Below are 24,863 nucleotides of genomic sequence, written 5' to 3'. Positions count from 1 at the left end.
TTCACACACCTCCAAAAAACTTATTTAAAAGCCTATTAAACAGTATCTTTCTATAGAAACCTATAAACTAAAGCTTCATTATGATAAAAAATCACATAATGAAGCCTCGCCATTTATTTATTTCTAAGAATATTTAAATTATTAATTGCGTTCAAATGTCCATGTTTAGCTGCTTTTTCATATCAAACTTATTTGCTTCTCAAAAATATTCTTCAGCCTTTTGAAAATCCTTATCTTTTCCTAACCCAGCAAAATAAATCATACCTAATGAGTTTATAGCTTCATGGTTATTAGCTTTTGCAGCCTTTTCAAACCAATAGTATGCTTTATCATAATTAGGCTTGATATTATCTAACCCATTTAGATAGACCCATCCCATTAGATTCTCTTTTTCATCTAAAGATAGGTCTTTTAAATTAAAAATTTCACACTGCTTACTGCTACTTCCTGCTAATTTACACTCTTCCTCAAGCCTAGGGAACTTGTCCTGTTTATTCAAATTTGTACAAGCAATTAAGCTACTTACAAAAATGCTTATAGCTGAACCCATTAATATTTTTTTAGCATTTATATCAACTTACTCTTTATAATTATAGCATTTATATGAAGTTGTGTTATTCGGTTTATAAAAAATTATATGCCAGTCATTATTTAATTGCATTGCATTCGACCCCTCAACCAGATCTTTATTACCCGCCAAAATCCTAGGTTTTATAATCTCCATTTGTCTTTCACCATCACAAAATATATAACTTTGATTGTATTTTAAATAATACTTCCAACCTATTTTATCCAATGCTTTTTTTTTGTTTTCAAAAAAAATATTAATATTAAAATCCTTCGACTCAATTTTATAAGAAACCCTATTAGCAGTATAAGAGGAATACCCTCTCAAATCTCTAGTTTTACCATTAAAGAGTATATGAGCTTCATCTACAAACTTTTGATTTACATGATCTAAGTAAGGTTTTTGTACATTATTATTCCCACACCCAACCAGAAGCAATGAGAATATAAAAATGGTTTTTTTCATAACTTATCTCTTAAATCTATTTATCAGACATCATCTTTGTAACACCAACGTCTGCACTAACACCAACTGTACCAACTACGAGTTCAACAGCTCTTGCCTTATAAACAGGACTATTTTTTGAAACCATTGGTACAACATAATTTGCTCCCAAACCAATTCCAGGGCCAACAACAAATCCAGCTGATGCTGATGCACCATTAATAAATTCATGTGTTAAATCGCGCATACCATATTCATCAACTGTAGCTTTATCTAAATTCTTAATTACTCCACTTACGCAACTCGCACCCACTAAATCTTTAGCGCTTTTCGGCACTGATTGAGTAATTAATGCACCTTTAGATCCGGCAACATACCAACCTTCATTTTCTTTTGCCCATAAGTTCTTTACAACGGTTACGTTATGTCCCAATAAACCTCCACTACAAGCCAAATAATCAGCACTTGGTGAACAAGTATATCCTTTATATGCATTCTCCCCCAATATAGCCTTTGATCTCAGCCCTCCTGGTTGTCTAGAAGCAGGCGTTCTTTCACAAACTGTTTTTTTATAAAATTCTTCCGCATTTTTTGCCCTAGCCTCATCCGCAAACTTCTGTTGTTTTGCTTTGTCTGCGGCTGCCTGTGCAGCAGCTTCCTCTCGTAAGGCTATCTTTCTAAAATCTTCCCTACGATTCTCTCTCCGTTGCTGTATATCCTTATTTTCAAGCTTTAACCACAATGGCGCATCATCGGGCAATCTAAAAGGATCTTTTTTAATATTTTTCTCCGACATCAACCCCATCGGATCAACCCACTGAGTTGGATCACTTACATAAGCAGAAGTGTTCATTCCTCCATTTAACCCAATCGGGTCTTTACTCATATATCTTGCACTATGTGGTTCATAATAACGATAACGGTTATAGTGCAATCCTGTTTCTTGATCGTAATATTGACCTTGGAATCTGATGTTACTCTGCTCAAACGGATTGTCTGGATTTACTGTTTTGATGTCGAGTGTGCTGCCCCAAGTATCTTGGGTAATTTCCCAAACACACTCACCTCTTGCATTGGTCATAGTCTGTGGCGTACCGACTTGATCACAATGGTAGAAAGTGATCTGCTCTAAATCCACTCGATTTTTACGGGTATCATTGCGCCATACAGGATCTTTATAAACCGAATAAGGTTTGTTTTGATATTCAGTATAGTCTGGTGTTTCGATCAGTTGAATAAAACCTTTATATCCTGCTTGTAACAATGGAACGAAGCTATTCGGTTCATACAGATAGTGCTTGGTAAAACTGTCTTGCTCTGATTTGCGGGATTCCCAAATCATCAGATCACCATCCCAACCAAACAAGGTCAGCGCATCTACCGTTTTCTTATAAAGTCTGCGTCCAAATACGTCATAACCGTAGTCCGTGACTTGACCATTGTGATCACTGCGAATCAATCGATTTTGGTTGTCCCATGTCAGTTTGAGGGTTTTACCTGCTTGTTTAGCCTCTATGACATTGCCTTGTGCATCGTAGTGATAATGTTTTCCTTGATAGCTTCTGACCAGATTGTTTTTAATTTGTGCCGTACCAGATGCGGATACAGGGTCGATCAAATTACCCGCAGGATCAAAGCTAAAACTCTCTGTTTTATGTGCGCTTTGCGTTGTGATTAAACGTCCGATTGGATCGTATTGATAGTTGAGCATACCCAAGCGACTATCTTCAACTTGATTAAGTAGGTAGTTTTGGTCGTAATGGTAATGTCTATGCGCTTGGTACTGTAAGTAGTCTTGCGTTTCTTGTTCAGGTTGAATCAGTTGTGAACTGAGTAAACCAACGTCATTATAGTGTTTAGTCTGGATGAGTCCATTTGCCAATAGGCGTGTTGTTTCTCGATGTAAGTCATCTCGTTGGAATGAAACTACGTCTTGTTTATTTAAGGCAATGGCATATAAATGTCCTGAGCCATAACTCAAATTGGCTTGTTCCTGTCCATCTGGACGGATTGTTTTAACTAGATTACCAAGTTCGTCATATTCATAACGTAACACCGCAGTAAGTGGACGAAGCCCTGCGATTTTGTAGTGCTGATGCTCTCTCACCAATTGCCCAAGTGCATTGCGATAAAAATCAATTTGGCTAACCTCATTACTGGCTCGGCTCAGTTGACTGTTCAGGTTGTAATCAAATTGTTCTGTTTGTTTCTTTCCCGTATTTAAATGGGTAAAGCTTTTCGATGCGATTTGTCCATCTGCGTAATAATCAAATTGGGTCAGGATATTAGGCTGTCGGATTTCAGATAACCTGCCACTCTCATCATGATAGCTGTAGTGTTTTTCTTCTCCATCAAAGGCTTGTTCACGTATCAAATATCCATATTGATTGTAATCAAACAAATATTCTGCTTGGTTTTGGTTGATTAGTTTTTTGATGCGTCCTTGTTTATCCCATTGATAACCAATGCGATGTTGATTAGCATCAATTCGCTGTGTTAACAAGCCGAGTTTATTGTAATGATACTCGGTCACTAAGCCTTTACTATCTTTATGTTTAAGTAAACGCCCTTCTTCATCATGTTCAAAATGTTCTTTTAATCCATCAGGGTAAACAATACTTTGGAGTTGTCCTTTGTCTCGACCTTGAGTGCTGTAAAGGTACTGCACGACCTTATTATTTGCAGTTTGTTCAGCTGTCAGTGAACCTTCTTCATCGTATTCCCACGTACTGCTTTTGCCTGAGCAATCAGTATAGGAGGTCATTTGTCCTAATTCATTGTATTGAATTTTTTTGCTGCCGCCTTTAGCATCAATCACTTCGATCAATTGATTGTCATTATTGTATTTATATTGGGTGATATGTCCCAAAGGATTTATTTCTTTACCGACATTACCCTTGGCATCATATTCTCGTTTCCAGATATTACCTTCTGGGTCTTTTGTTTCGACCAAATTGCCTTGCTCATCGTAGGCAAAACGTATTACCCCGCCGTTTGGCTGTACGATTTTGATGAGTTGATCTTGATCATTGTATTCTTGTTGTGTCTCACGTCCTTCAAAATCAATTTGACGAGTAATACGTTTTTGACTATCACGGCTGTACCACGATTCACGCCCATCTGCTAAACGTGTACGATAGGTAAATCCATTCAGATCAAAATAGTAATAGGTCGGGACATTGTAGGCGTCATAAACAGCGACTTGGCGTAAGCGAGGATGCCATTTGAGTTTGGTATGGTAACTACCATCATCTGCCCATTCTTCAATCGCTTTGGCTTGGGCGTCGGTTGATTCATAGCGAATATTTTGCCCACGTCCTGTGCGATCGGTATAGCGTGTGAGTTGATGGAAATGGTTGTACTCATAGTTTCGGACATGACCATTTTGATCAATGGCTTCAATTAAATTGCCTTGGATATCATATTGATAACGCGCTAAAGGCTCAACCTGTTCATCAAAAAATACCGCAATGATTTTAACTTGCTCATTAAAAGCAAATTTTAATTGGTGTTGAGCATGTTTTAATTGAAAATCAACGCTTTGCAAATAGGCAATTTCATCGAAAACAAGGTAGCTTAAAACAACTTTTTCTTGTGTATTTTCATTAAATTGTTGAATCAATTGATAAGGCTGACCAGCCGAAAATTGATGAAATTGAAAAGACCATTCTCCACCGAAGTTTAGTATTAAATCACCATCTTCGAGTGGTTGTACGGTTATTCCTTCAAATGGTACTTCATAAGCTTCAAATGGGATTGAAGCAGGGAATTGATGTTTCCGCCCTTTACTGTCTATAAATAAATAGCCTTGAGCATTCGGTTGAATCATGTTGGAAAATGGCATCATCCAACGTGCGCCAATCATGCTGTGATCAAACTCATTCATTTGTGAGTTATATCGACGGATAAAGGAAAAACCAACTTTCGGCAAATAGAAATCTGCATGCTGCACTCGTTCAGCACCAATTGAATAGCTAATACTTTGCCCTGTATCTGACCCTTTGCCCTCACATGGCGGAGCATTTAAAGCATCGGCTTGTAAACTCACGAACTCTAAAGTATCTCCTTTGGTATGCCGTTCATACTCCCCTGTTTGATTCATCGGCACACTAGCGCTACCTTTATTTTCTAACGCTTTTATCGCTTTCAAAGTTTCTTGTATTAACCATGCCAAAGTATATTTTTGGCTAGCATTCGATTGCTGTTGCAGCATTTGGCTTAAACTTTTAATCGCTTGAGTTGCTTCTTGCTGCAAACGACTTTGCATATTCGGCTCAATCTTCGGTGTCAGGTTTGCTTGGCTCGGTGTTCCGATCAGATCAATTAATGGCACGGCCCAATTGCTAAATTTAAGCTTGGGGTCCCGTTTCTCTGCCGAGGCACCTGTTGGAGCTACAACACCAGCATTAATTTCTGCAGCCGAGGTTGCCATACTCTGTAAAATACTTGCACCCAAAGTTGCAGCTTGGGTCAGTAGTACACTTAACTTTGCTTGGGTTTCTTTTAAAAATACTTCTAAATCCCCAGCAACCATTGCATTGAGATGTAAGCCTAAACGCTTAATATCAGCTTCTTTAATTTTCCCATTTTCAGGGTATAAACATTCTGCCATTAAACCAAACATTGGTCGTAACGCCATACGAGCATGGGCTTCATTATTCGGTTCAGGAAACAATCCAATTAAATTAGCTCCGAGTAAAGCACCACGCTGCAAATCAGCATCACCTGTCTTCGGTGTTGTTGCATACAAAAGTAAATCTAAGACACTACCAGTCAATGCAAAAATATTCGCAACCGTCGGAACATTCGCATTACTTTTGACTTGTTCTAGCGTGGTATTCCCACAGACCTGTAAATAAAGTTGAATTTGATTTGCAATCATTTGCAAATCGGTCACATTGGTTACACTTTCTAAATTAAAAACAGCAAGTTCAACAGTGGGTTGTTTTGTAGTTTCTGCCTGTTGTGTCTTTTCAGTAGCCATTAATTAAAACCTTTAATTCATTCGATTACATCAATATGTTTAATTCACTTCGAGCTTTCTATTATTACATCTACTTTTTCGATCTAGAGAAGGTGTCGACCATACCCTGTTTAATCGGGGAGTCTATTTTTGTGAATTGAGATAATTTTGCTGTTGCCTGATCAGTGAAAAAATCTTTGCCTTGCTCTTTGAGCATTTCAAGAGATTGATTTGGATTTATTGCCATTTGACCAAGACTTTTCATTTGATTGGCGGATAGATTGAGATTAAGTTGTTTTGACACAGTATTGAGCGCGCTATTTGTAACCTGATCTTTAATCTGTCCTACTGTTTGTCCAACTAAGTTAGTTAAAGTATTTTTACCTAAGTCTTTAAAGTTATTTTTGTCCATCGAAAGAAGATTACTTTTCAATTGGGACATTGCATTTTGCCCCAATGAACCCAAAGCATTTTGCATCATTGCAGCAACGCCTGAAACTGGTTCAGCCCACGTATAATCACGGCTAAAATCACTACTTTGTAGCCATGCACTCGTGTCATCTTTCTCAAAAACAACTTTTGCTTGGCCAGGTGCAATACCTGTCACCTGAGCAAAACCATTTGCATTAAGCTTGCCTGTAATTTGCTTGCCGAGCGAATCAATTACCTTATAACTATTTTGCTTAAAGAAGTTTTCACCACCATAGCTTCGTAATAACTCCAAAGCCCCTTGCATTGGTTTAGCTTTTGGCAATTGTGGGACATTGGCACTTACACTTGCCCCACTCTTAAACAAATGCTGCCCTGCTTTCACCTCGAACTTTCCACCTGTTGTTGGGAAAATCCCTGAACCATTCAATTTGAGCTGTGAACTATCAGCGGTAAATACGATTTCTTTTGGGCTGGTAATATAAATCGTATCTTCGGTGGAAATAATCTGGATGTCTTTCCGAGCAATAAAATCAGCGCCATCCCCTTGTGCCTGTATCTCAACTTTGCCTTTGCCTGCCACTTGTTTAATTCCATTTTGTGCTGCAAATAAGCTGATCTTTTGACTGGCTTGGGCAATCAGGTTCTTTTGGGTGGTCAGGTTAATACTGTCCCCTGCAAATTGGTTCAGTTGTCCATCTGCGGATAGATGGATGTCTTCTGAGGTGCTGAGTCCAATCCCATTCGGTGAGCTGAGTAATAGTAAGGCTTTGTTGAATTTGGCTATATCTTGCTGAATTTCTTCTGCAAATGCCTGTAATTGCTCTACCGACTCCAATTCATCTGTTTGTTGGTTCTTTGCCACTTCACTCAGGGCTTTGGCATTGTTTTGGTTGCCTTCCAATTGTTGTTTGGCTGTTTGTGCTTCGAGATGTTCGCCTTCGGCTTGCGCTTGTGCATGGGTGGTGATGAGTAAGCCTTCGCCTGCTCGAATCGCGCCCCACTGGTCTGTGCGTAGTTCAAAGCCTTCACCTCGGTCTTCGCTTTCTGCTTGGGCTTTGGGATGGCTCAGTTTGCCGAGATTGAGTTGGCTGGCTGCATGGCTGCTTTGTAGTTGTGCGCTGATCTGTCCGGTGGTGTCGTCAAAGCGCAGTTGGTTGTAGCCTGAACCTTGATATTCTTTGGATTTGATCCCTGCTAGTTTTTTGGTATCAGGTAATTTGCCTTGATCATCAAATTTTGTTGGACTGCGTTGTGCTTCGTGCAGTCGCCCGGTGACATAAGGACGGTCAATGTTGCCATCAAAGAACTCAATCGCTACGATTTCACCTATTCTCGGTAAGAATCGCACACCATAGCCTTCGCCTGCCCAAGGAGTGAGTACATCCACCCAAGCTGAGTCAGTATCGTTGTTGTTGCTGCCTGCGCCACCATCGTGGCTATGGTCGTCATTGCGGGTAAATAGGAAGCGAACTTTGATTCGTCCCCATTCATCCACATGGATTTCTTCGCCTTCGGGTCCCACCACTCTTGCTCGTTGTGGGTGAGCAGTTGGACGGTGTTGCAGTGGGTGGTATTCGGGTACGGTTTTGATGTTGCGGCGTTGTAGCGTCAGTTGGTTGGCTTGGCGTTCTTCACTCTTGCTTGAATGCTGCCATTGGCTTTGTTCTACTAATTGGCTGATTTGATCATTCAAATCTTTAGGAAGGTTGTTTTGATTGAACCAATCCTTCTTTGTGATTAAGAACTCCTGATCAGCCCCTTTGTGCTGATCAATTTCAGGGTGTTCGTTGAGTTTAAACCAGTAGCCTACTTGGGTGTCTCGCACGGTAGTATTGGCGATAAATTGTTTGGCTTGAGCATCGTGGTAGTGACCAAGATTTTGATTGATTTTTTCAATTTGGTTGTTGCCTGATGCTGTAGCACCATCTTCACCATTCAGGTCTTGCATCCATGCGGGAGTCATACACCACGCATCTTCAAGCCCCAGTGATGCAACATCATGTTGTTGGCTATGTTGGTGTTTCGTTTGTACGCTACCTGCACCGTCTTCTTGTTCTAGGGCATCAGCTTGCCAGCGTTGGATATGAACTGCTGTGGGTTGTAGCGAACGCTCAGCAATCAAGTTGGTCATGCTGTCGTATTGTTCGGTGGCACTGCTACGGTGGTAGCGAATTGTTCTTCGATTTAAGGCTTGGTATTGGCTGTTGTCATCGATCAAGCGAAGTTTTTGGGCTTGGATTGGACTGTTGCTGTTGGCAACAGTGAGCTGGGCTTCGTCAATCAGCCAGTTGATGCCTTCACTTCTAAGCAGTCGGGTAATGAAGTCGTAGTCGCTTTCATTGGCTTGCATCACAAAGGGACGGATGTCGTAATCTTGGGTTAAACCGCTTAAATCTAAAGTTAAACTCGATGCAAACAACTGGCTACGCTGCTGCCATTCCTTGAACAATACTTGAAGGATATCCGCCACGTTTTTATTCATAAACACGCGGGAGTTTCGGCGTTTATGCCACAGTGCAGTTGCATCTTGTAGTTTGAGTTTATACAGGGTCAAACTGCCATCAGATTGCCCTTGTACGGCTTCAGTGATGATCCCTGTGGTTCTAAATAGAGCACCTGTGTCTGTTACGGTATCGACTGCCGCTTGAGAACCAATAAACTGTTTTAAGGGGATGGTTGCGTCCGTTGATAGGCAGATGAGTTCTGCGTTAACTCCGTCATTCAGACGATGCGTACCTTCAATACGCTGTAAAAACACCTGATTGGCTAAAGCAGGATTTGAAAATTGGATATGAATCGCACGTTTTTGTGCAGTTAAGCCAAGTTGTTCTAATGCGGCATAAATCGTCTTGAACATTGCTTCTTTTTGAAATTTTTTAAATGTGAATGCATTTTACAGCAAAAAGTGTGTTTCTGCTCAGACCGTCCCGTCTATTTGTTGTGACGATTTATGTCTTTTGTTATTTCAACTTTTTTAGGATCATCCGTCGATGGCTAATCTGTGATTTGCTCATTTGGTATTTGTACTTCAACTCCCCCATCTTGAGTGTTTCTAAGTCTTCTGCATGTTGTAAGACCCAGTCTTCTATGTTTATTTTCACTGGTCCAATCCTTTCTTTAATCGCTAATCGGCGACGTAATGCTTTGCGGGCGTTATAGATTTCATCGGTTGTTGTTTTGAGTTGTTTTGCAATTTGCTGAATTGTCATGGTTGGACTAAGAATTGTGTCTCGATGCTGATAACGCCATTGCCATGTTTTATCTAAGTTCTTTAAATGAAGCTCACTCATTGAAACGACATTCAGTTCAGCACATGCCAATTCATGGAATTTGCGTGCCGTGTAATCATCAGTTTGCAATATCTTTTGTAATTCCTTAAAACTTCGGCATTGGGCAATCATTGCTTTATGCTTTTGATAAATTTTTTCTACCGCATACTGACTTGCATAATTGCGTGAAGACTTACGCTTAATCCTCACTTCACTCACTAAATAGTGGGAATAGTTTAGGACGCTACTTTTGCTGAGTCCATATTTTTCCAACAAAATTGGAAAACTATAATACAAGATTTCATTTTGATGCTGTACGATCCAAGCTCGGTCACGTCGAACTACTTTTTTTTGCAGCTCCAATATTCGTCGCATTCGAGAAATCACTGTACTTGATAAACCAAGCTCTTTTATCGCTTGTCGATATGTTGTCATTTTTAAATATTCAACAAGTTCCATCGTCATAATGATAGATTTAGAGCCTAATCGGGGTGCACCGTACAACCAGCCTAAATACAAAGTAAAACCCATCTGCGTTTTTCTTTCTTCATAAACATCCCAATCCTCTCCCTCCCAATCTTTCAGGGTTTGAATTGGATGAAGAACATGTTTTTTAGCCATAAGAATTTATAAGAAGTTATGTATGCGATTGGTTGGTTGTTTTATCAAATGACCGTATAGATGTGCAAGGCACGCGCACTAAACGATGCTATTGGCTTATGCTTAAAAAGAACAATCCGTTTGCATGTTTTTTGATTTAAAGAATTGATTAAATGCATCTTTCTCTTGTAACCAAGGAGACACCGTTTCCCAATTTTGCGCATTGAAATTTTGCCAACGTGCTAATCTTTCAGTTTGATATCCTTCATGTTCAATTTTGTCTTTATATCGTTGGAGAAACTGCATTTGCAGACAAAGCCCGCGAACACTTTTGGCTTCATAAATTGAATACCTAAAATATCTATTCAGTGTATCTATTAACTTTTCTCCATCCCCACTTTGATAGAGTACTCTGAGCCTATTCAGATCATTAAAGTAAATTTCATCGTTAATCGTATTTAACGGTACATTCTGTTTTAGCATTGCCTTATACAAATCATGCTTATATGACAAATCTTGCCAAGAAGATGCCATAAGAATTTCCTCAGCAATTGCCAAACGGGCTTTTTCTGTATCTTTAGGATAAACAATAAAAAAATAATACAATCCCAAGAAAACAATGAACATCAGAATGATAGAGAGCAATCGCCAATAATTTGTTCCTGTTATAACTCTCATCCGAGACCTTTCCAACATTGTGCTTTCAATATTAAATACGATGTGTATTCTATATCAAAAAAGATAGCCGTAATGTAAGTTATCCATTGGAAGATATGACAGACACCCATCAAACTAAATGCATTGGCGGTCCACTTTGGGGATTAAACACTCAACGCGCTGTTGAAGAATTTCATTACACCAATCCTTCGACAGGAAAGACCACCAAATACACAAAAAAAATAATGTATGGTCATGCTTTTTTTGTTGCAAAGGACATTGATGTCAACTTTGCAAAACAGATGGCTTTACTCTTATTAAATCCAATTTAACAAAATAAAAATCATCCCTTATCTCTTTTCCGCATCACGATGTTCTTAACTTTCTGCTTAACCCCTAACTTTAAAGCCTTTTTATCAATCTCATTCTTAACCAACTTTTCAGCAAAATATATTTTGGTAGAGTAGTTTAAAGATGTAAAAGCAAGGAATAGAAACATCAGTATCGAAGTAATCAATATAGCCCAAAAACCTTCAACTGAATTTTGTGAGACGATGCGATTGTATATTTCTAAATCTGGATCGAACAAATTCCAAAAAAACACAGGGGAAGCTGCGAGTAGAAAAAAGATCCCATATAAGGACAAGCTTCCCCATTTTTTGATCGCTCGAATCCATCCAACTTTAAACCCATCAACAAAGTTGAATTTATCTTCGACCTTCGAAAATTCAACCAATGATGAACCACGCTTGTATTGATCTATCTTACCAGTCTTATCTTTTTGCTTTAAAAGGTATTGCGCTTTTCCTCGATCAATTTTTGGAATCCCAACGATGAGCTGATATTTCTTTGTTTCAGCTAAGTCCAGTATATTGTCCCTATTGCTATCATCTTTAGACGTGTTTTCCAAAGCAAGTAAAAGTCCATCAAAATCCTCACGGAGTTGCTTCCTTTGGTTAATTGAGTTTTCTAGAAAGAATTTCCTGATACTAAACAAAGCAGTCGCAATTGTAAGTATTGAAACAACTAAAGTAATGATTTGAACAATATGATCCATTTTTCCCTCGTATTAAATTATTGGAATATCACTAAATTTATAAAGTTATGTTAAAAACAACCAATAAGTTCTGTCCAGTAATACGATTGAAAAGAGCATAAAATGCTCTTTTTTAGAATATTTAATTCAAAGCCTGTACCGATTGTTGTAACCCTTTCTGAATATCCTGAGCATTTGTTAGCTCATGCGTCTGTTGAGGTTGCGGTGAGTTAGATTCATCCGTGTAAAACTCCTCAATAATCTCCAAGCCCTCCTCACCTCCCACTGATGGGTAAGTTCATTTTAACTGACTTTAGGTTATAGCGATTTCTTGAAAATCAAAACTTATAAATACTCAAATTTTGAAATTTGCAAGAGTTCCAATATACTGCTCGTTATATTCTAATGATTTCATTTGCAAGGAAGCTCAGGACGAAAATGGAAATTAAAACTCTTACAGCAATCTTATGTAGCAGTGCCTTATTCTTAACAGCATGCGGCGGTGGATCCGATCATGATAATTATACTGGTAAAGAAATCAGCAATGTTGATTACAGCAAGTCACAAACCATTGAATTAATTACACCACGTGTCTTCTCTTTTACCAAAAATATAGGCAATCCTTTTATTTACATGGTCGATTTGATCAATGAAATTTACTATATTTCTTCGAACCCCAATGAACAAGACAATCAGGCAACCTGTGAATCTGGGACAGTACAAAAGAATGAAGATAATTCCATTACACTGAATAATTGTAAGAATTTAAGAGTAAATGGCAACATCGCCACAAACTTAAGAAATTTAACATTATCAGGAACAGTGCAAAGTAAGTTTACAGGAACACCATCTATAGAAAAACATGACATCACCCTTACATATCTAACGATAAAATATTCTGATCTTGAGCAAGTAAACTACCATGGTCATCTGCTTCGCGGCGTAACTGATAATAAAATACAATATGACGCCAATAAACTGGAAATAACTGGAACTGAACCATCTAATAAAGAACACCTCCTTTTAAATGACTATCATTTAACAATAAGCTCTACTCCGGTATCCTCTCTCACGTCTGTAATTACAAAAGGCTTTTTGCAAGCAAATAATAATGGTCAAAAATACACCGTAAAATTTGATAGCGATATAGAATTTCCCTCGGGCAAAACCATACCCAATAGTGCAATCATCAATATTGAAGATACTAAAAACAATAAAAATGCAATTTCAATTAAAAACACAACCAGTGGTCAAGCACTTGTTAGCGCTTTTGCAGAAGGTCGATCTGTTACTGGCTACCCTAAAACTATGGAATGGCGTGATCTGAGGCAGTAAATATAAAAAACTCGGTGTAAGACATTTCGACTTTGTTGCGCAAAGATTAAAATGTTAAGGTTTCATTCATATTCAATTCATAACTCGTGTGTGGTCTACCTAATTCAGTGAATTTGTTCAGGACTACCACACGGGAAAAAATTGATATGTGCTGAAAATAATAGCGGAAGACTTTTACAAGTTGGCTGCATAGAATCTATCAAATAGAAATATTTGCCAAGAATCAAAGTGATTGAGGACGCAAGTCATCGCTCTATAAAGTCCTTTAAATGGCGAATGCCTGCCTAGCGAAGCAATGGCTGGTTTTATATTGTTGCAATTACTGTTTGAATTCTCATTCTTTTAAAAACCGAATAGTCTTCTTACCTATAGATAAATTTTAGTTAAAATAATTAACTTTTATTTCTATACAAAATTTCTAGTTTAGATATCAGTTGATCTAAGTCTTTTACTCCATACAAGTAGTAGTTATTTTCTGATATATTTTGAGTGATATAAATAAGCTTACTAACATACTTATCCTTACGATTACTCTCCCTTAAAAAACTATGGTAACCAGCCAGCAAATTATTTTGATTATTAATAATACTATTTACTTTTAATAAACTTAAGACTTTACACCGTCTCTTAGACATAAAAACCTCCTTAATATCATTGCAATATCTAAACCTTAATTGGATAAAGATATGGCTCCCTTTTGCATGTACAGCGTCAATTGTTTTTTTCCAGCCTTGAATATGCGCATCTGTGTAAATACCAGGTGTAGCAAGATAGCCCTGTCCATCATCTGAAGGTTGGGCACCTTCTGTAATAATTAAGCCAACGCTTGCTCGTTGTGCATAATATTCTGTTGAGAGTTCACCTGGTGTACCATCGAATTGGGCACGAGAACGAGTCATCGGGGCCATAACAAGATGATTTCCTAAGGTATAACGCCCAAGTTGTGCTGGTTCAAATACTTTGTTCATATTCTGGATTGCCTTTAATTTTTTACAATCAGCTTCAATCACATGAAGTCTGATTCCTGATAACTTCTAGATGTTGATTAGTATTAATTAATTTAAAAAAGGGATAAATACGTTAAAATGGAAATGATTGCTGCATAAATGGAATAATTAACAATGGAACTTTTGAATGACATGGCATTATTTGTTGAAGTCTCTAAAGTGATGAGTTTTAGAAAAGCAGCAGAGAATTTGGATATGCCGAGTTCAACACTTTCAAGAAGAATTAGCCATTTAGAAGAGGCGATTGGTTTACGATTATTGCATCGAACAACCCGAAAAGTTGAGTTAACAGAAGCTGGTCATATCTACTTTGAACGTTGTAAACGAATTGTTGGTGAAGCTAAACTTGCGCATGAGCAATTAGGCGAAATGCTCTCTAAACCAAGTGGAACACTAAGGGTCTCATTGCCTGTTGATTTTGGAACCGTATTTTTAACATCTATCTTGATAGAGTTTGTGCAGCTGTATCCAGGAATAAATTTTGAAATTGATCTCACCCCGAGATTGGTGGATCTTGTAGCTCAAAACATTGATGTTGCGATTCGTATGGGGAATCCTCCTGATTCCAATTTAATTGCACATAAGTTAATGCAATTTAGAGGGCGACTTTTCGCATCTCCTAAATATTTAAAACAACATGGTATACCCCAACATCCAAATGATTTAGTTCATCATGAATGTTTGAGCTTTCCAAACAATACACGTTGGAAACTGTATCGATCTGAAGAAACGGTTGAAGTAAAGATTGGTGCAAGATTCATGTTGAATAACGTTGGTATGACACGAAAGCTATCTATTCTTGGTCAGGGTATTCTATTTACCCCTTATGAAGTGGTGCAAGATGATCTAAATGATGGTTTATTGATGCCAATTCTTTCTGAATGGCAAGGTGATGTTCTTCCTGTCTACGCTTTGACAGAAACTCGTTTACTACCAGCAAAAGTTCGTGTTTTTATTGATTTTTTAAGAAGTAAATTAAGGAGTTCAATGATTTAGCTTATTTAAATGACTATAAGCTTGCTGCTCTGTAAACGAAAAGTCCCGATTTGGGTCGGTATTGGATTCTCTGCAAACGATTAAATTTCTCTCAACATCAGATTACCGCCTATCAAAGCCAGAATGATCAGTTAATGAGTACTATTAAAACCTATGCTCAGAATCAACTAAATGTTGCAAATAAGAATCTCGACTTAGTTAAATCAACCACGCAATATTTTGCTCAGCAACAGCTTAAACTTGCATCCACACAGATTGAGTCATTGATGCGTGAGTCCTTGTTACAGAATCCTAGAAATGTTCTGGCAAAAGGCTATGCTATTGTGCGTCATAAAGGCAAAGCAATCCGTTCTATTCATCAAGCCAACTCATCAACTTCGATTGTGATGCAGGATGGGCATATACACGCCAACGTCAGTGAGGTAATCAGTAATGAGTAAGAAAGAGTTAAGCTTTAAAGATGGCTATGAATTGCTGAAGAAGAATGCTGCTTTGCTAGAAGCACAAGAAGAACCTGACATCGATAATCTTATGAAAATCGTTGAGGAATCCATGTCATCATACAAAGCCTGTAAATCACGCGTGGATGCCGTGCAACAAGATTTGAATGACACCTTTAAAAAATAATTTGAGTTATCCATATCTAAAGCTATTACTTTATTGTTTGTCAGAGGCTCTAGGCTACTCCAGCTCAACCAAGCTGTTTTTTGTACTCAGTATTTTCCTTAGAAGTGCATCAAACAATGTTTTAAACTGGATAACAAAAAAAAGCCTATCGAGAATATGCATAATAAATAGTGTCAGAACCGAACACGTATTCATGTAACTCATATTTAGTTGGATAAAGTCAAATGTTTGGTAATAACTTACCGTATTTCCAGCCAATATATCTTCTCTTAATTTTAAAGCCGCCACTCTTACATTATTTAATCGTGTTAAAGGATGCGTTGATAAACGAGCTTTATCAAAATGTTCAAGATAAGAAATATCTAGTTTTTCAAGTTCTGTTTGCGATATTGGATTCATTTTCTATCTTTCTCTAGAAAATCATTTGAACTCAAGCATATTATTTAAATATGTCAGTGCTTGTTCCGTTGAGCCTTCATTTAGTGGACTATGTTTAGGGTTAAAATAACGTAAGCATGCGCGCAGCACATAATCAGCACGAGGGACACGGTCTTGTCGAGCTGCTCGGAAATAATCTTTGAAACGAAAACGATGTGGTAATTGCGCATCTTGTTCTACTAGATTTTCGACAGCAACATAAGCCAAAACAATAAATAGCGGGAACGTGAAAGCTGCCGCCCCAACCCGAAGTACATTGCTATTGCTAAAATATCTAAACATTGCATCGGCTACTTCACGGTGCTCTACTTCTTCAGCTCCGTGCCATTGCAATAAACGTAACATTTCTACATCGGCAGGTGCTTGTTGTAGTCCCTCTGCATTAAGAACCCAATGTCCTAACACTCCAGTCAGATGTTCGGCAGCAGCCACCATTGCTAATCGGGTCGTTAACCACATCGACTTTAAGCGTGGATGCTTCAATTCATAGCCTAATGGTTTCGGGCCAATCATGTCATTAAATATCCAATTCGTAATCTTGGTATAACGACTTAAATCAATCCCTAACGCCTCTATGTGCCGTGTTCCAAGAGTGTGCCCATAACTATGAGCACCCTCTTGTTTAATGAAAGCAATTGCTGCCTCTTTAATTTTTTCATCTTTAATGTAAGGCAATGCATCTCTAAACGTCTGACAGAACCAACGTTCTGGTGCAGGTGTAATCGGGTTAATTGAATTTAATATTTGAGAAACTATTGGATCGTCATAAATCCAATGCGTTGGCGTTTCAGTAAAATTAAATACAGGACGCCGCGGAACAATCACATGGTTTTGTCTGATTAAACTATTCATGATAATAAATCCTTATATATCAAAAGCGCTTCCCATTAATCCTGAGTCAGAATGTTAAAGCCCATACGTGGACCAAAGGCAATCAATGTACGTACTAAGCCCTTAATCGCTTTGGGTTGTTGCCCACTGCTAATACGACGAAACTGCGAAGCATGCCAAGCGAGTTGCAAATAGGCATCAACGGGTTTGTATCCAATGGCTGGAATTTTTGCTGGTTTTAATACCGATTTTCCGGCTAACAGTTGTTTTGCTAAATCTGGCTGTACTGCAAAAGGCCGAGCCAATCCAACCAAATCGACCGTACCATTAGCAACAATATGATTCATGAAATCTACATCTCGCAGCCCACCTGTTAACATCAGTGGTAATTTGCTTTGTTTGCGAAGTGCAGTGGCATAGTCAATAAAATATGCATCACGCTGAGCAGAACGATCTGGTGCATAGCCTAACTGTGCAGGAGATTCATAATTCCCGCCTGAAATTTCTAATAGGTCGATCCCTTCTGCTTCTAAAGCTAATGCAATTTGTAGAGACTCTTCCTGACTTAAGCCGCCCTTTTGAAAATCGGCAGAGTTGAGTTTTACACTTAATATTTTGTCTTTGCCTATTGCAGCTCGTACAGCTCGAACCGTTTCAATCAACATACGGCGTCGATTTTCAGGACTTCCTCCCCACCCATCTGTTCGAACGTTTGAGAGTGGTGACAAAAATTGCGAGAGTAAATAGCCATGCGCTGCATGTACCTGCACGCCATCAAACCCTGCTTTAACAGCAAGCTCTGCGGTTGTAGCAAAGCGTTTAATTTGCTCTAAAATATCTGCTTCAGTCATCGCTCGTGGAATACGAATAATATTCATAGCAGGTAAATCAAGCCCGACTGCTGAGGGCGCGATCGGCTTTTTCAAAAGTGGCAAAACCGCAACACGGCCCGGATGGTTAATCTGCATAATAATTTTGCTGCCATTGGCCTTAGCAGCCTGAGCCCATAACTTATTGGCTTGTAAAAATTGCTCATCTTGCAAAACGACATTTCGTGGCTCAACAAAAGCACGATGGTCAATCATCACATTGCCCGTAACTAACAACCCAGTTCCACCCCTTGCCCATGCTGCATAGAGTTGCTGCAAGTCTGTGGTGGGTGAGCCGTGCCGATCAGCCAATTGTTCACTCATGGCCGACTTTGCAATACGGTTGGGTATGGTTATGCCGCACGCCAATTTTAATGGTTGGTGTAACGGAGAATTTGTAGATGTAGACTGTGCCATGATAATTATTCCTAAAATTGTTTGTTCTGTGAGTACTGCACAAGCATCAACTTTTGATTACTTCAGCAGCTCTTCATTGAAATATTGTTTTTTTAATAAGTTCATCATGTCCCGATTGTCATGCTGCCAAGGGTGAAAATCTGCGGAGAAAAAGTCGAGATAATGTCTACCAATCCGTCTAACTAAACCTTGTTTTCCAAACAAATAACGAAAACCTTGATAAAGTTCTTTTAAATCTCGTTGTTTGCCCGAAGCTCGTAACAGTTCGGTTGTTCCTCTGGTGGTAATGATAAGAAAAGAAAACGTGGTTTCTATCATGACCAATCGCAAGAAATAAGGTCTATTGACCAAAGACTGATACACATCAAAAGCCACAGCCTTATGTTCTGTTTCCTCAATCGAATGCCATGCCCAGATTTTTCTGACATGGGTATTAAACAACTCTAAATCTTGAGGCGCGGTACTAATAAAATAGTCAGCTAGAATTGCTGTAAGGTGTTCCATACATACAGTGCATGCAAGCTGATGAGCTGTAGAGAATTGCTCTTGCATCAAGCGATTCATTTTTTTAAAGCGCTTATAAATTCGGTCTACGGGATAACCCTTTTTCAGCATAACAGCATTGAGCACGTCATGTTCTTTACCGTGATGTGCTTCTTGACCAATAAAAGCACGGACTTGTTTAAGCAGAACAGGATCTTCAATTTTTGCCTGATAATTACGCACACTATGAATAAATTGACGTTCACCATCTGGAAATGCGCTCGATAATGCAGTCAACAACATCGTAAGTAAGGCATTGTTATCAAACCAGAACTCAGGAATTTCATCCGGAAAAGTAAAATCCATTGTTCTTACAGGAATATCAATTGAAGCCGAGATTTTAGAAAAATCATGTGTTTGTTTTGACTTAAAGAACGCATTCATCTTTATTCTCCAGTTATAAAACGCGAGGATTAAATTGGCGCAATAAAAATAACGGCGTGCGTAGACGAGGTATTTGAATTGGAGGAATTAACCCACCCGATAAATCAACTCGATGTAATCTTGCCTCAATGACTTTACCTAGTCCCATATCGTGTAAAGGATCATTTACAGTACCCGTAAAACGTAAGTTCATTTCTACACGACGGACTTCAAGTGGATGTTCTTTCGGAGTAAATCGAACCTCTCGTGGTAAACCAAGGCCCAATCCACCTGTGATATTACGATGTGGTAGTCCTAAAATTGGAGGTGCATCATCAATGACTTCACCAAGCTTAGCTTCCATTTCAATGAGTGTTGTACCACGGCGTGAGGCATTGCTAACAATACGTTTGCCGTCATTCTCCCAACTAATCTCACCCATCTTTTTAGGATAGCCAAGCAACTCACGTCCAATAATCATGGCGCGATCATCGTCTAAAATCATCCAAGGACAAAAGATTCCTGTTTTATTGCCTACTTTAATATGAACGAATAAACCCGCTTCATGGTAAGCACCCGTATAGACATTTTCAGGGAAATAAGCACAGAACAAATCAGCTCTGGCAGGCTGAACCAGTGTCATTCCAGACGGTAACCAACGAGCCATCGCTTTTTCATCCACTTCAACAACAGCCGTCAAATACTGCGCATTGTGATACAGCTTATTGCCAAGATTGGCTAAGCCCACTGGAACACTTAAATCATTGATGAGTTGTCTCATGATTTTAATCTCGAAAATACTTGTTTCAGAATTGGGAGCAAGATGATGCGCGGGGTATAACGTCCCCCAAAAGTTTGCGCCTGCGCAATAAAACCGGGAATCACAATACGGCGATTGCAATCCATGCCTTGAATCGCTTCTTTAGCTACTCGTTCTGCTGTTACCCAAACAAAATTGCCACCGACTCCATCAATTTTGGTAATTCCAGCAACTTCATTAAAACCTGTTTTAGTAGGACCCGGAGCAAGTAAAGTACAGGTCACACCTGTACCACTTAGTTCGCTATGCAAAGACTCTGCAAATGAGTTTGCAAATGCTTTAGTTGCCGCATATGTGGCATTTGCCGGAGTAGGTTGATGACCAGAAGTAGAGCCTACAATCAGTATTGCTCCAGATTTTCGTTTGAGCATTTGTGGCAACACGGCTAAAGTCAGGTCGTGAATTGCCACACTATTGACTTCGACTTCTTCACGCTCTCGATCTGCATCTAACTCTTGAAGTCGTCCAAAAGTTGCAAAACCTGCGTTATTACAAAGAATGGAAACCTCAAGACCTTCTAAATACTGACGAAACTTAGCTCTAGCTTGTCTATCTCCCAAATCACATGGATATAAATCTACAGATATTTGATATTCAGCTTTTAATTTTTCAGCCAGTGCTTCTAATTTTTCGACACGGCGAGCAACTAAAACTAAGGAATAGCCTCGTAAAGCGAACTGTTTTGCTAACTCTTCACCAATGCCCGATGAAGCACCTGTAATCACAACGCGAGATGAGGCTCGTGGAATAGGTAGGCTCATAATTCTTGCTCAAAATAGAATAAATTGATTATTCCGAAGTTTTAACTTGAGCGTGAGATGTAGATCAGACATACTGATAATCATTTTCGGCCACAACAAAAAAAGAATATGAAGGATCCTTATGGGCTATCCAAAGCCAGCATTCCTATTTCTTATGCTCATTTATTATTAGAAATTATGGTAGACAAAGGGTTTTCTGCGCTTGAAATTTTGAAAAAAAGTAAAATTCCCTTAACACTTTTAGACCAATTAGACGCCCGAATTACCCCTATGCAATGGTCTAAACTGGCGTGGGAAAGCTTGTTATTGTCGAAAGATTCTGGCTTGGGATATGAATATGGAATAAAACTGCGCTTAACTGCCCATGGGCCAATGGGATACGCCTTAATGAGCAGCCCCAATTTACGTCAAGCCATTGAGGTTTCAACGCAATTCTTTAACATGCGATTAAAAGATTATCGTATTGCTCTGCTAGAAGAGCATGAATTTTCTATTATTGAAATTAAAGAAACTCACCCTGTTGTCAGCAATCAAGCCGCTCAAGCAGAAACGCTTAGACGGTTTTTTTATGAATGTTTGATGTTTGGCGTGATTCAAGCTGGTCAATTTTTAAGAGAACATGATTTAGCTGATATTGAATTATGGGTGGACTGGTCAGAACCTACTTATCACAAAGCTTATCAACACCTCTTACCTACTATTCATTTTAATCAACCGACTAATCAAATTCGGTATAAAAAACAGCTTCTAGATTTACCCATTAAAATGGCAGATCCGATTGCTTTCAAACAAGCTTTAGCCCAATGTGAAGCTGAACAACTCCGCTTTTCCGAACAAATTAAAGATATATGCCTAACCGTAAAAGCAGAGTTAAATTTAAAACCACAATTGGGTTACCCCACTTTTGATGAAATTGCGAATCGCTTAAATATGACTAGCCGAACATTACGGCGCCATTTGAACCAAGTCGGTTCTTCATATCTGCAATTACTTGAAGAAGCACAACAAAAAGAAGCTGAAAACTTATTACTTAATAGTGATATGGAAATACAAGAGATTGCTCTTTATCTAGGCTACATACAGCCTACAAATTTCACACGTGCATTTAAGAGATGGAGTGGAGTAAGCCCTATTCAATTCCGTATACACAAAACAATGAGTTAATACCCAATGCCTAAAGAGATACAAATTCAAAATAAATTCCATAAGGATTTAATGTGGAATAAAATTCATCTTCTCCACAAATATATTGAACTCCCCTAATAAAACAAATTTATTATTAATATAATATTTTTCCCAACAACAGCTTAAACTTGCATCCGCACAGATTGAGTCATTGATGCATAAGTTTTATTACAGAATCCTAGAAATGTTCTTGTTAAGGGCTATGTAATTGTTCCTCATGAAAGCAAAACAACCTCAAATTACTCCCCCTATATTTTTGACTGGAAATCTAAACTCAATAAATGACTTTACTATTGCCATCCTAATTTGTCTAAATTAGTCCACGCCAATCCAAAACTTGATGGGGGCTTTTATGGGGGCACAATATTAGACAAAAAAATAAGCCCTTGCAAAAACAAGGGCTTATTTAGACATTTGGCGGAAGCGGTGAGATTCGAACTCACGGAGGACTCACACCCTCGTCGGTTTTCAAGACCGGTGCATTAAACCGCTCTGCCACGCTTCCATGTGCGTAAGAATACAAAGCTTGTTTCCTTTATTCAAGAAAAATTTAACTGCAATGTATTCAAATGCATAATGTTTCATCAATTATTAAAGTCTTGCGGCCAACTCTGCGCCATCTCGAATCGCTCGTTTAGCATCTAGCTCAGCCGCAAGCTTCGCCCCACCAATAATATGATAGTTTGCAAAGGTATTCTCACCCTCTTTAGGCATTAAATCCTTCACAGATTCTTGCCCTGCACAGACAACAATCGTATCAACACGCAATAATTGATCATGCCCATTGTGCTCAACCCACAATCCTTCATCAGTCACTGCTTTATATTGCACACCACGAAGCATACGCACTGCGTGTTTTTTCAATTGCGCACGATGCACCCAACCAGAGGTTTTACCTAAACCAATTCCGAGTGGTGTCGTCTTACGTTGTAATAAATAGATCTCACGAACAGGTGCTTCAACTTCAGGGCGTTGCATACCACCTTCTGAAATATAATTTGCTTCAGGATCCACACCCCACTCACGCTGCCATTCCGCTAAAGGTTGCGGTTGAGGCTGATGAGGTGGTTTTAATAAAAACTCTGATACATCAAAACCAATCCCACCAGCACCGATCACTGCGACTTTACGTCCAACCTCAGCACCCTTTAAAACTTCTGCATAAGATAATACTTGTGGTGCAGTGCTACCTTGAATTTTCAACTCGCGCGGTACAACACCTGTTGCAACCACGACTTCATCAAAACCTTCGCGTTCTAATTGTTCACGACTTACGCGCGTATTTAAACGAACGTCAACACCTGTTTGTTGAAGTTGTACTTTGAAATAACGAATCGTTTCATGAAACTCTTCTTTTCCAGGCACAACTTTAGCTAGATTAAACTGACCACCAACATCACTATTGGCTTCAAACAAAGTCACAGCATGTCCACGGCTTGCGGCAACAGTGGCAGCAGACATCCCTGCGACACCACCACCCACAACGGCAATGCGCTTTGGCTTTTTGGTTTTGATATAAACCAGTTCTGTTTCAAAGCATGCTTGTGGATTGACCAGACAACTCACACGCTGATTTTTGAATGCATGATCTAAACACGCTTGGTTACAAGCAATACAGGTATTAATTTCATCAACACGATTGGTCGCAGTTTTATTCACCCAATATGGATCTGCCAAGAATGGGCGTGCCATTTGCACCATGTCGGCCTTACCCGATGCAACGATCTCTTCAGCTACATCCGGCATATTGATACGGTTAGATGCAATAACAGGAATTGAAAGATGCTGTTTAACCTCTGCGGTATAATCTACAAATGCTGCACGAGGTACCGACGTTACAATCGTTGGAATACGTGCTTCATGCCAACCAATACCTGTATTTAATAACGTTACACCAGCTTTCTCTAATGCCTTGGCTACAGTAATCACCTCTTGCATGGTATTACCATCGTGTACTAAATCCAACAACGACAAACGAAAAGCGATAATAAATTTTTCACCGACTTTAGCGCGAATTGCTTTTACGATCTCAACTGGGAAACGCATCCGATTTTCAATGTCGCCACCCCAGCGATCTGTACGTTTATTTACATGATTGCTTAGAAACTGGTTAATTAGATAACCTTCTGAACCCATGATTTCCACACCATCGTAACCTGCTTTTTTTGCCAAGCTTGCACAGCGTGCATAATCATCGATGGTTGCCAAAATCTGAGAGTCAGACATTTGGCGCGGTTTAAACGGATTAATCGGTGCTTTTATCGCAGATGAAGAAACGGAAAATGGGTGATAACCATAACGCCCAGAATGCAAAATTTGCATTAAGATTTTTGAACCATGCTTATGTACAGCATGCGTTACTAGACGATGATGAGGGATATCAGCCAAACTATTCATAGTACCGCCAGCAGGCAATAACCAGCCTTGACGATTAGGAGAAATACCACCTGTAATGATTAGACCAACTCCACCCTTGGCTCTTTCTTCAAAGTAAGCCGCAAGCTTAGGGTAGTTATAGAAACGATCTTCTAAGCCTGAGTGCATCGAGCCCATTACCACACGATTTTTAATGGTGGTGAATCCCAAATGTAGTGGTTTTAATATATTTGCATAGCTAGTCATGGTATTCCTTCTATATTTTTGGCTTTGCAACTTGTTGCATACTACTTTGATTTGTTATTGGAGTGGATGACACTTTTTTA

21 protein-coding genes, 1 tRNA gene and 1 pseudogene are annotated in these 24,863 nt (G+C 39.0%); 6 read left to right on the top strand and 17 right to left on the bottom strand.

The window, feature by feature from the left end:
• Nucleotides 1-199: 199 nt before the first annotated feature.
• The 6 genes from F2A31_RS05985 to F2A31_RS05960 form a co-directional block, all read right to left on the bottom strand.
• Nucleotides 200-550, bottom strand: a complete 351-nt coding sequence (locus tag F2A31_RS05985) for a tetratricopeptide repeat protein (RefSeq protein WP_228715654.1) — start codon at nt 548-550, stop codon at nt 200-202.
• Nucleotides 551-577: 27 nt separating this feature from the next.
• Nucleotides 578-1,033 carry a hypothetical protein gene (locus tag F2A31_RS05980; protein WP_150025601.1) on the bottom strand — a complete coding sequence of 152 codons (456 nt, stop codon included), beginning with the start codon at nt 1,031-1,033 and terminating at the stop codon, nt 578-580.
• Nucleotides 1,034-1,049: 16 nt separating this feature from the next.
• A complete protein-coding gene (locus F2A31_RS05975; RefSeq protein ID WP_150025600.1) occupies nt 1,050-5,996 on the bottom strand; it encodes an RHS repeat-associated core domain-containing protein in 4,947 nt (1,648 codons plus the stop codon).
• A gap of 70 nt (nt 5,997-6,066) precedes the next feature.
• Nucleotides 6,067-9,264, bottom strand: coding sequence for a type VI secretion system Vgr family protein (locus F2A31_RS05970; protein ID WP_150025599.1), 3,198 nt, complete (start codon nt 9,262-9,264; stop codon nt 6,067-6,069).
• A gap of 103 nt (nt 9,265-9,367) precedes the next feature.
• Entirely contained in the window at nt 9,368-10,297 is a 930-nt protein-coding gene (locus F2A31_RS05965; RefSeq protein ID WP_150025598.1) for a hypothetical protein, read from the bottom strand.
• Between the two features lie 102 nt (nt 10,298-10,399).
• Nucleotides 10,400-10,954 carry a hypothetical protein gene (locus F2A31_RS05960; RefSeq protein ID WP_150025597.1) on the bottom strand — a complete coding sequence of 185 codons (555 nt, stop codon included), beginning with the start codon at nt 10,952-10,954 and terminating at the stop codon, nt 10,400-10,402.
• 95 nt (nt 10,955-11,049) lie between these two features.
• Between F2A31_RS05960 and F2A31_RS05955 the strand changes: the two genes are divergently transcribed.
• Nucleotides 11,050-11,265, top strand: a complete 216-nt coding sequence (locus F2A31_RS05955) for a hypothetical protein (RefSeq protein ID WP_150025596.1) — start codon at nt 11,050-11,052, stop codon at nt 11,263-11,265.
• 11 nt (nt 11,266-11,276) lie between these two features.
• Here F2A31_RS05955 and F2A31_RS05950 read toward each other — a convergent pair whose 3' ends face one another.
• The gene (locus F2A31_RS05950) at nt 11,277-11,990 is read right to left on the bottom strand and encodes a hypothetical protein (protein WP_150025595.1); all 714 of its coding nucleotides are present in this window, start codon (nt 11,988-11,990) and stop codon (nt 11,277-11,279) included.
• A gap of 121 nt (nt 11,991-12,111) precedes the next feature.
• On the bottom strand, nt 12,112-12,237 hold the full coding sequence (locus tag F2A31_RS15940; protein WP_267285522.1) for a hypothetical protein: 126 nt from the start codon (nt 12,235-12,237) through the stop codon (nt 12,112-12,114).
• Nucleotides 12,238-12,407: 170 nt separating this feature from the next.
• Between F2A31_RS15940 and F2A31_RS05945 the strand changes: the two genes are divergently transcribed.
• Complete coding sequence (locus tag F2A31_RS05945) at nt 12,408-13,304, top strand: hypothetical protein (protein ID WP_150025594.1); 897 nt, start codon at nt 12,408-12,410, stop codon at nt 13,302-13,304.
• 392 nt (nt 13,305-13,696) lie between these two features.
• Here F2A31_RS05945 and F2A31_RS15850 read toward each other — a convergent pair whose 3' ends face one another.
• Complete coding sequence (locus tag F2A31_RS15850; protein WP_228715653.1) at nt 13,697-14,314, bottom strand: oxidoreductase; 618 nt, start codon at nt 14,312-14,314, stop codon at nt 13,697-13,699.
• A 111-nt stretch (nt 14,315-14,425) separates the two neighbouring features.
• Here F2A31_RS15850 and F2A31_RS05935 point away from each other — a divergent pair, with 111 nt between their 5' ends.
• The 3 genes and pseudogenes from F2A31_RS05935 to xseB all read left to right on the top strand — a co-directional run bounded on the left by F2A31_RS05935 (nt 14,426) and on the right by xseB (nt 15,934).
• The gene (locus tag F2A31_RS05935; protein WP_150025593.1) at nt 14,426-15,307 is read left to right on the top strand and encodes a LysR family transcriptional regulator; all 882 of its coding nucleotides are present in this window, start codon (nt 14,426-14,428) and stop codon (nt 15,305-15,307) included.
• Nucleotides 15,298-15,747: pseudogene (locus tag F2A31_RS05930) on the top strand (exodeoxyribonuclease VII large subunit); the annotation flags it as partial. The gene F2A31_RS05935 and the pseudogene F2A31_RS05930, both read left to right, overlap by 10 nt.
• Nucleotides 15,740-15,934 (top strand): exodeoxyribonuclease VII small subunit, encoded by a 195-nt coding sequence (xseB, locus tag F2A31_RS05925; protein WP_150025592.1) that lies wholly within the window; start codon nt 15,740-15,742, stop codon nt 15,932-15,934. The pseudogene F2A31_RS05930 and the gene xseB, both read left to right, overlap by 8 nt.
• Before the next feature lie 54 nt (nt 15,935-15,988).
• Here the strand turns inward: xseB and F2A31_RS05920 are convergent, their stop codons facing one another.
• The 6 genes from F2A31_RS05920 to F2A31_RS05895 are packed head-to-tail and all read right to left on the bottom strand — an operon-like array spanning nt 15,989 to nt 20,976.
• Nucleotides 15,989-16,333, bottom strand: coding sequence for a hypothetical protein (locus F2A31_RS05920; RefSeq protein ID WP_150025591.1), 345 nt, complete (start codon nt 16,331-16,333; stop codon nt 15,989-15,991).
• Between the two features lie 21 nt (nt 16,334-16,354).
• Nucleotides 16,355-17,224, bottom strand: a complete 870-nt coding sequence (locus tag F2A31_RS05915; protein WP_150025590.1) for a metal-dependent hydrolase — start codon at nt 17,222-17,224, stop codon at nt 16,355-16,357.
• Between the two features lie 35 nt (nt 17,225-17,259).
• On the bottom strand, nt 17,260-18,489 hold the full coding sequence (locus F2A31_RS05910; protein WP_150025589.1) for an NADH:flavin oxidoreductase/NADH oxidase family protein: 1,230 nt from the start codon (nt 18,487-18,489) through the stop codon (nt 17,260-17,262).
• A 57-nt stretch (nt 18,490-18,546) separates the two neighbouring features.
• A complete protein-coding gene (locus tag F2A31_RS05905) occupies nt 18,547-19,416 on the bottom strand; it encodes a metal-dependent hydrolase (RefSeq protein ID WP_150025588.1) in 870 nt (289 codons plus the stop codon).
• A 13-nt stretch (nt 19,417-19,429) separates the two neighbouring features.
• Nucleotides 19,430-20,176, bottom strand: coding sequence for an acetoacetate decarboxylase family protein (locus F2A31_RS05900; RefSeq protein ID WP_150025587.1), 747 nt, complete (start codon nt 20,174-20,176; stop codon nt 19,430-19,432).
• Nucleotides 20,173-20,976 carry an SDR family NAD(P)-dependent oxidoreductase gene (locus F2A31_RS05895; RefSeq protein WP_150025586.1) on the bottom strand — a complete coding sequence of 268 codons (804 nt, stop codon included), beginning with the start codon at nt 20,974-20,976 and terminating at the stop codon, nt 20,173-20,175. Before F2A31_RS05895 ends, F2A31_RS05900 begins: the two co-directional genes overlap by 4 nt.
• Nucleotides 20,977-21,084: 108 nt before the next feature.
• On the opposite strand from F2A31_RS05895, the gene F2A31_RS05890 reads away from it, so the two are divergent.
• Nucleotides 21,085-22,140, top strand: coding sequence for an AraC family transcriptional regulator (locus F2A31_RS05890; RefSeq protein ID WP_150025585.1), 1,056 nt, complete (start codon nt 21,085-21,087; stop codon nt 22,138-22,140).
• Between the two features lie 436 nt (nt 22,141-22,576).
• Here the strand turns inward: F2A31_RS05890 and F2A31_RS05885 are convergent.
• Nucleotides 22,577-22,666, bottom strand: a tRNA-Ser gene (locus tag F2A31_RS05885).
• A gap of 86 nt (nt 22,667-22,752) precedes the next feature.
• Nucleotides 22,753-24,783 (bottom strand): NADPH-dependent 2,4-dienoyl-CoA reductase, encoded by a 2,031-nt coding sequence (locus F2A31_RS05880; protein WP_150025584.1) that lies wholly within the window; start codon nt 24,781-24,783, stop codon nt 22,753-22,755.
• Between the last annotated feature and the right edge of the window lie 80 nt (nt 24,784-24,863).

It is taken from the genome of Acinetobacter suaedae (assembly GCF_008630915.1).
Taxonomy (GTDB): domain Bacteria; phylum Pseudomonadota; class Gammaproteobacteria; order Pseudomonadales; family Moraxellaceae; genus Acinetobacter; species Acinetobacter suaedae.
This window is presented reverse-complemented; position numbering and strand designations above follow the sequence as displayed.

Bases quoted from the DNA above. Each gene is read 5' to 3' on its own strand.
- F2A31_RS05985 (WP_228715654.1), bottom strand. From the start codon at position 550: ATGGGTTCAGCTATAAGCATTTTTGTAAGTAGCTTAATTGCTTGTACA.
- F2A31_RS05980 (WP_150025601.1), bottom strand. From the start codon at position 1,033: ATGAAAAAAACCATTTTTATATTCTCATTGCTTCTGGTTGGGTGTGGG.
- F2A31_RS05975 (WP_150025600.1), bottom strand. From the start codon at position 5,996: ATGGCTACTGAAAAGACACAACAGGCAGAAACTACAAAACAACCCACT.
- F2A31_RS05970 (WP_150025599.1), bottom strand. From the start codon at position 9,264: ATGTTCAAGACGATTTATGCCGCATTAGAACAACTTGGCTTAACTGCA.
- F2A31_RS05965 (WP_150025598.1), bottom strand. From the start codon at position 10,297: ATGGCTAAAAAACATGTTCTTCATCCAATTCAAACCCTGAAAGATTGG.
- F2A31_RS05960 (WP_150025597.1), bottom strand. From the start codon at position 10,954: ATGAGAGTTATAACAGGAACAAATTATTGGCGATTGCTCTCTATCATT.
- F2A31_RS05955 (WP_150025596.1), top strand. From the start codon at position 11,050: ATGACAGACACCCATCAAACTAAATGCATTGGCGGTCCACTTTGGGGA.
- F2A31_RS05950 (WP_150025595.1), bottom strand. From the start codon at position 11,990: ATGGATCATATTGTTCAAATCATTACTTTAGTTGTTTCAATACTTACA.
- F2A31_RS05945 (WP_150025594.1), top strand. From the start codon at position 12,408: ATGGAAATTAAAACTCTTACAGCAATCTTATGTAGCAGTGCCTTATTC.
- F2A31_RS05935 (WP_150025593.1), top strand. From the start codon at position 14,426: ATGGAACTTTTGAATGACATGGCATTATTTGTTGAAGTCTCTAAAGTG.
- xseB (WP_150025592.1), top strand. From the start codon at position 15,740: ATGAGTAAGAAAGAGTTAAGCTTTAAAGATGGCTATGAATTGCTGAAG.
- F2A31_RS05920 (WP_150025591.1), bottom strand. From the start codon at position 16,333: ATGAATCCAATATCGCAAACAGAACTTGAAAAACTAGATATTTCTTAT.
- F2A31_RS05915 (WP_150025590.1), bottom strand. From the start codon at position 17,224: ATGAATAGTTTAATCAGACAAAACCATGTGATTGTTCCGCGGCGTCCT.
- F2A31_RS05910 (WP_150025589.1), bottom strand. From the start codon at position 18,489: ATGGCACAGTCTACATCTACAAATTCTCCGTTACACCAACCATTAAAA.
- F2A31_RS05905 (WP_150025588.1), bottom strand. From the start codon at position 19,416: ATGAATGCGTTCTTTAAGTCAAAACAAACACATGATTTTTCTAAAATC.
- F2A31_RS05900 (WP_150025587.1), bottom strand. From the start codon at position 20,176: ATGAGACAACTCATCAATGATTTAAGTGTTCCAGTGGGCTTAGCCAAT.
- F2A31_RS05895 (WP_150025586.1), bottom strand. From the start codon at position 20,976: ATGAGCCTACCTATTCCACGAGCCTCATCTCGCGTTGTGATTACAGGT.
- F2A31_RS05890 (WP_150025585.1), top strand. From the start codon at position 21,085: ATGAAGGATCCTTATGGGCTATCCAAAGCCAGCATTCCTATTTCTTAT.
- F2A31_RS05880 (WP_150025584.1), bottom strand. From the start codon at position 24,783: ATGACTAGCTATGCAAATATATTAAAACCACTACATTTGGGATTCACC.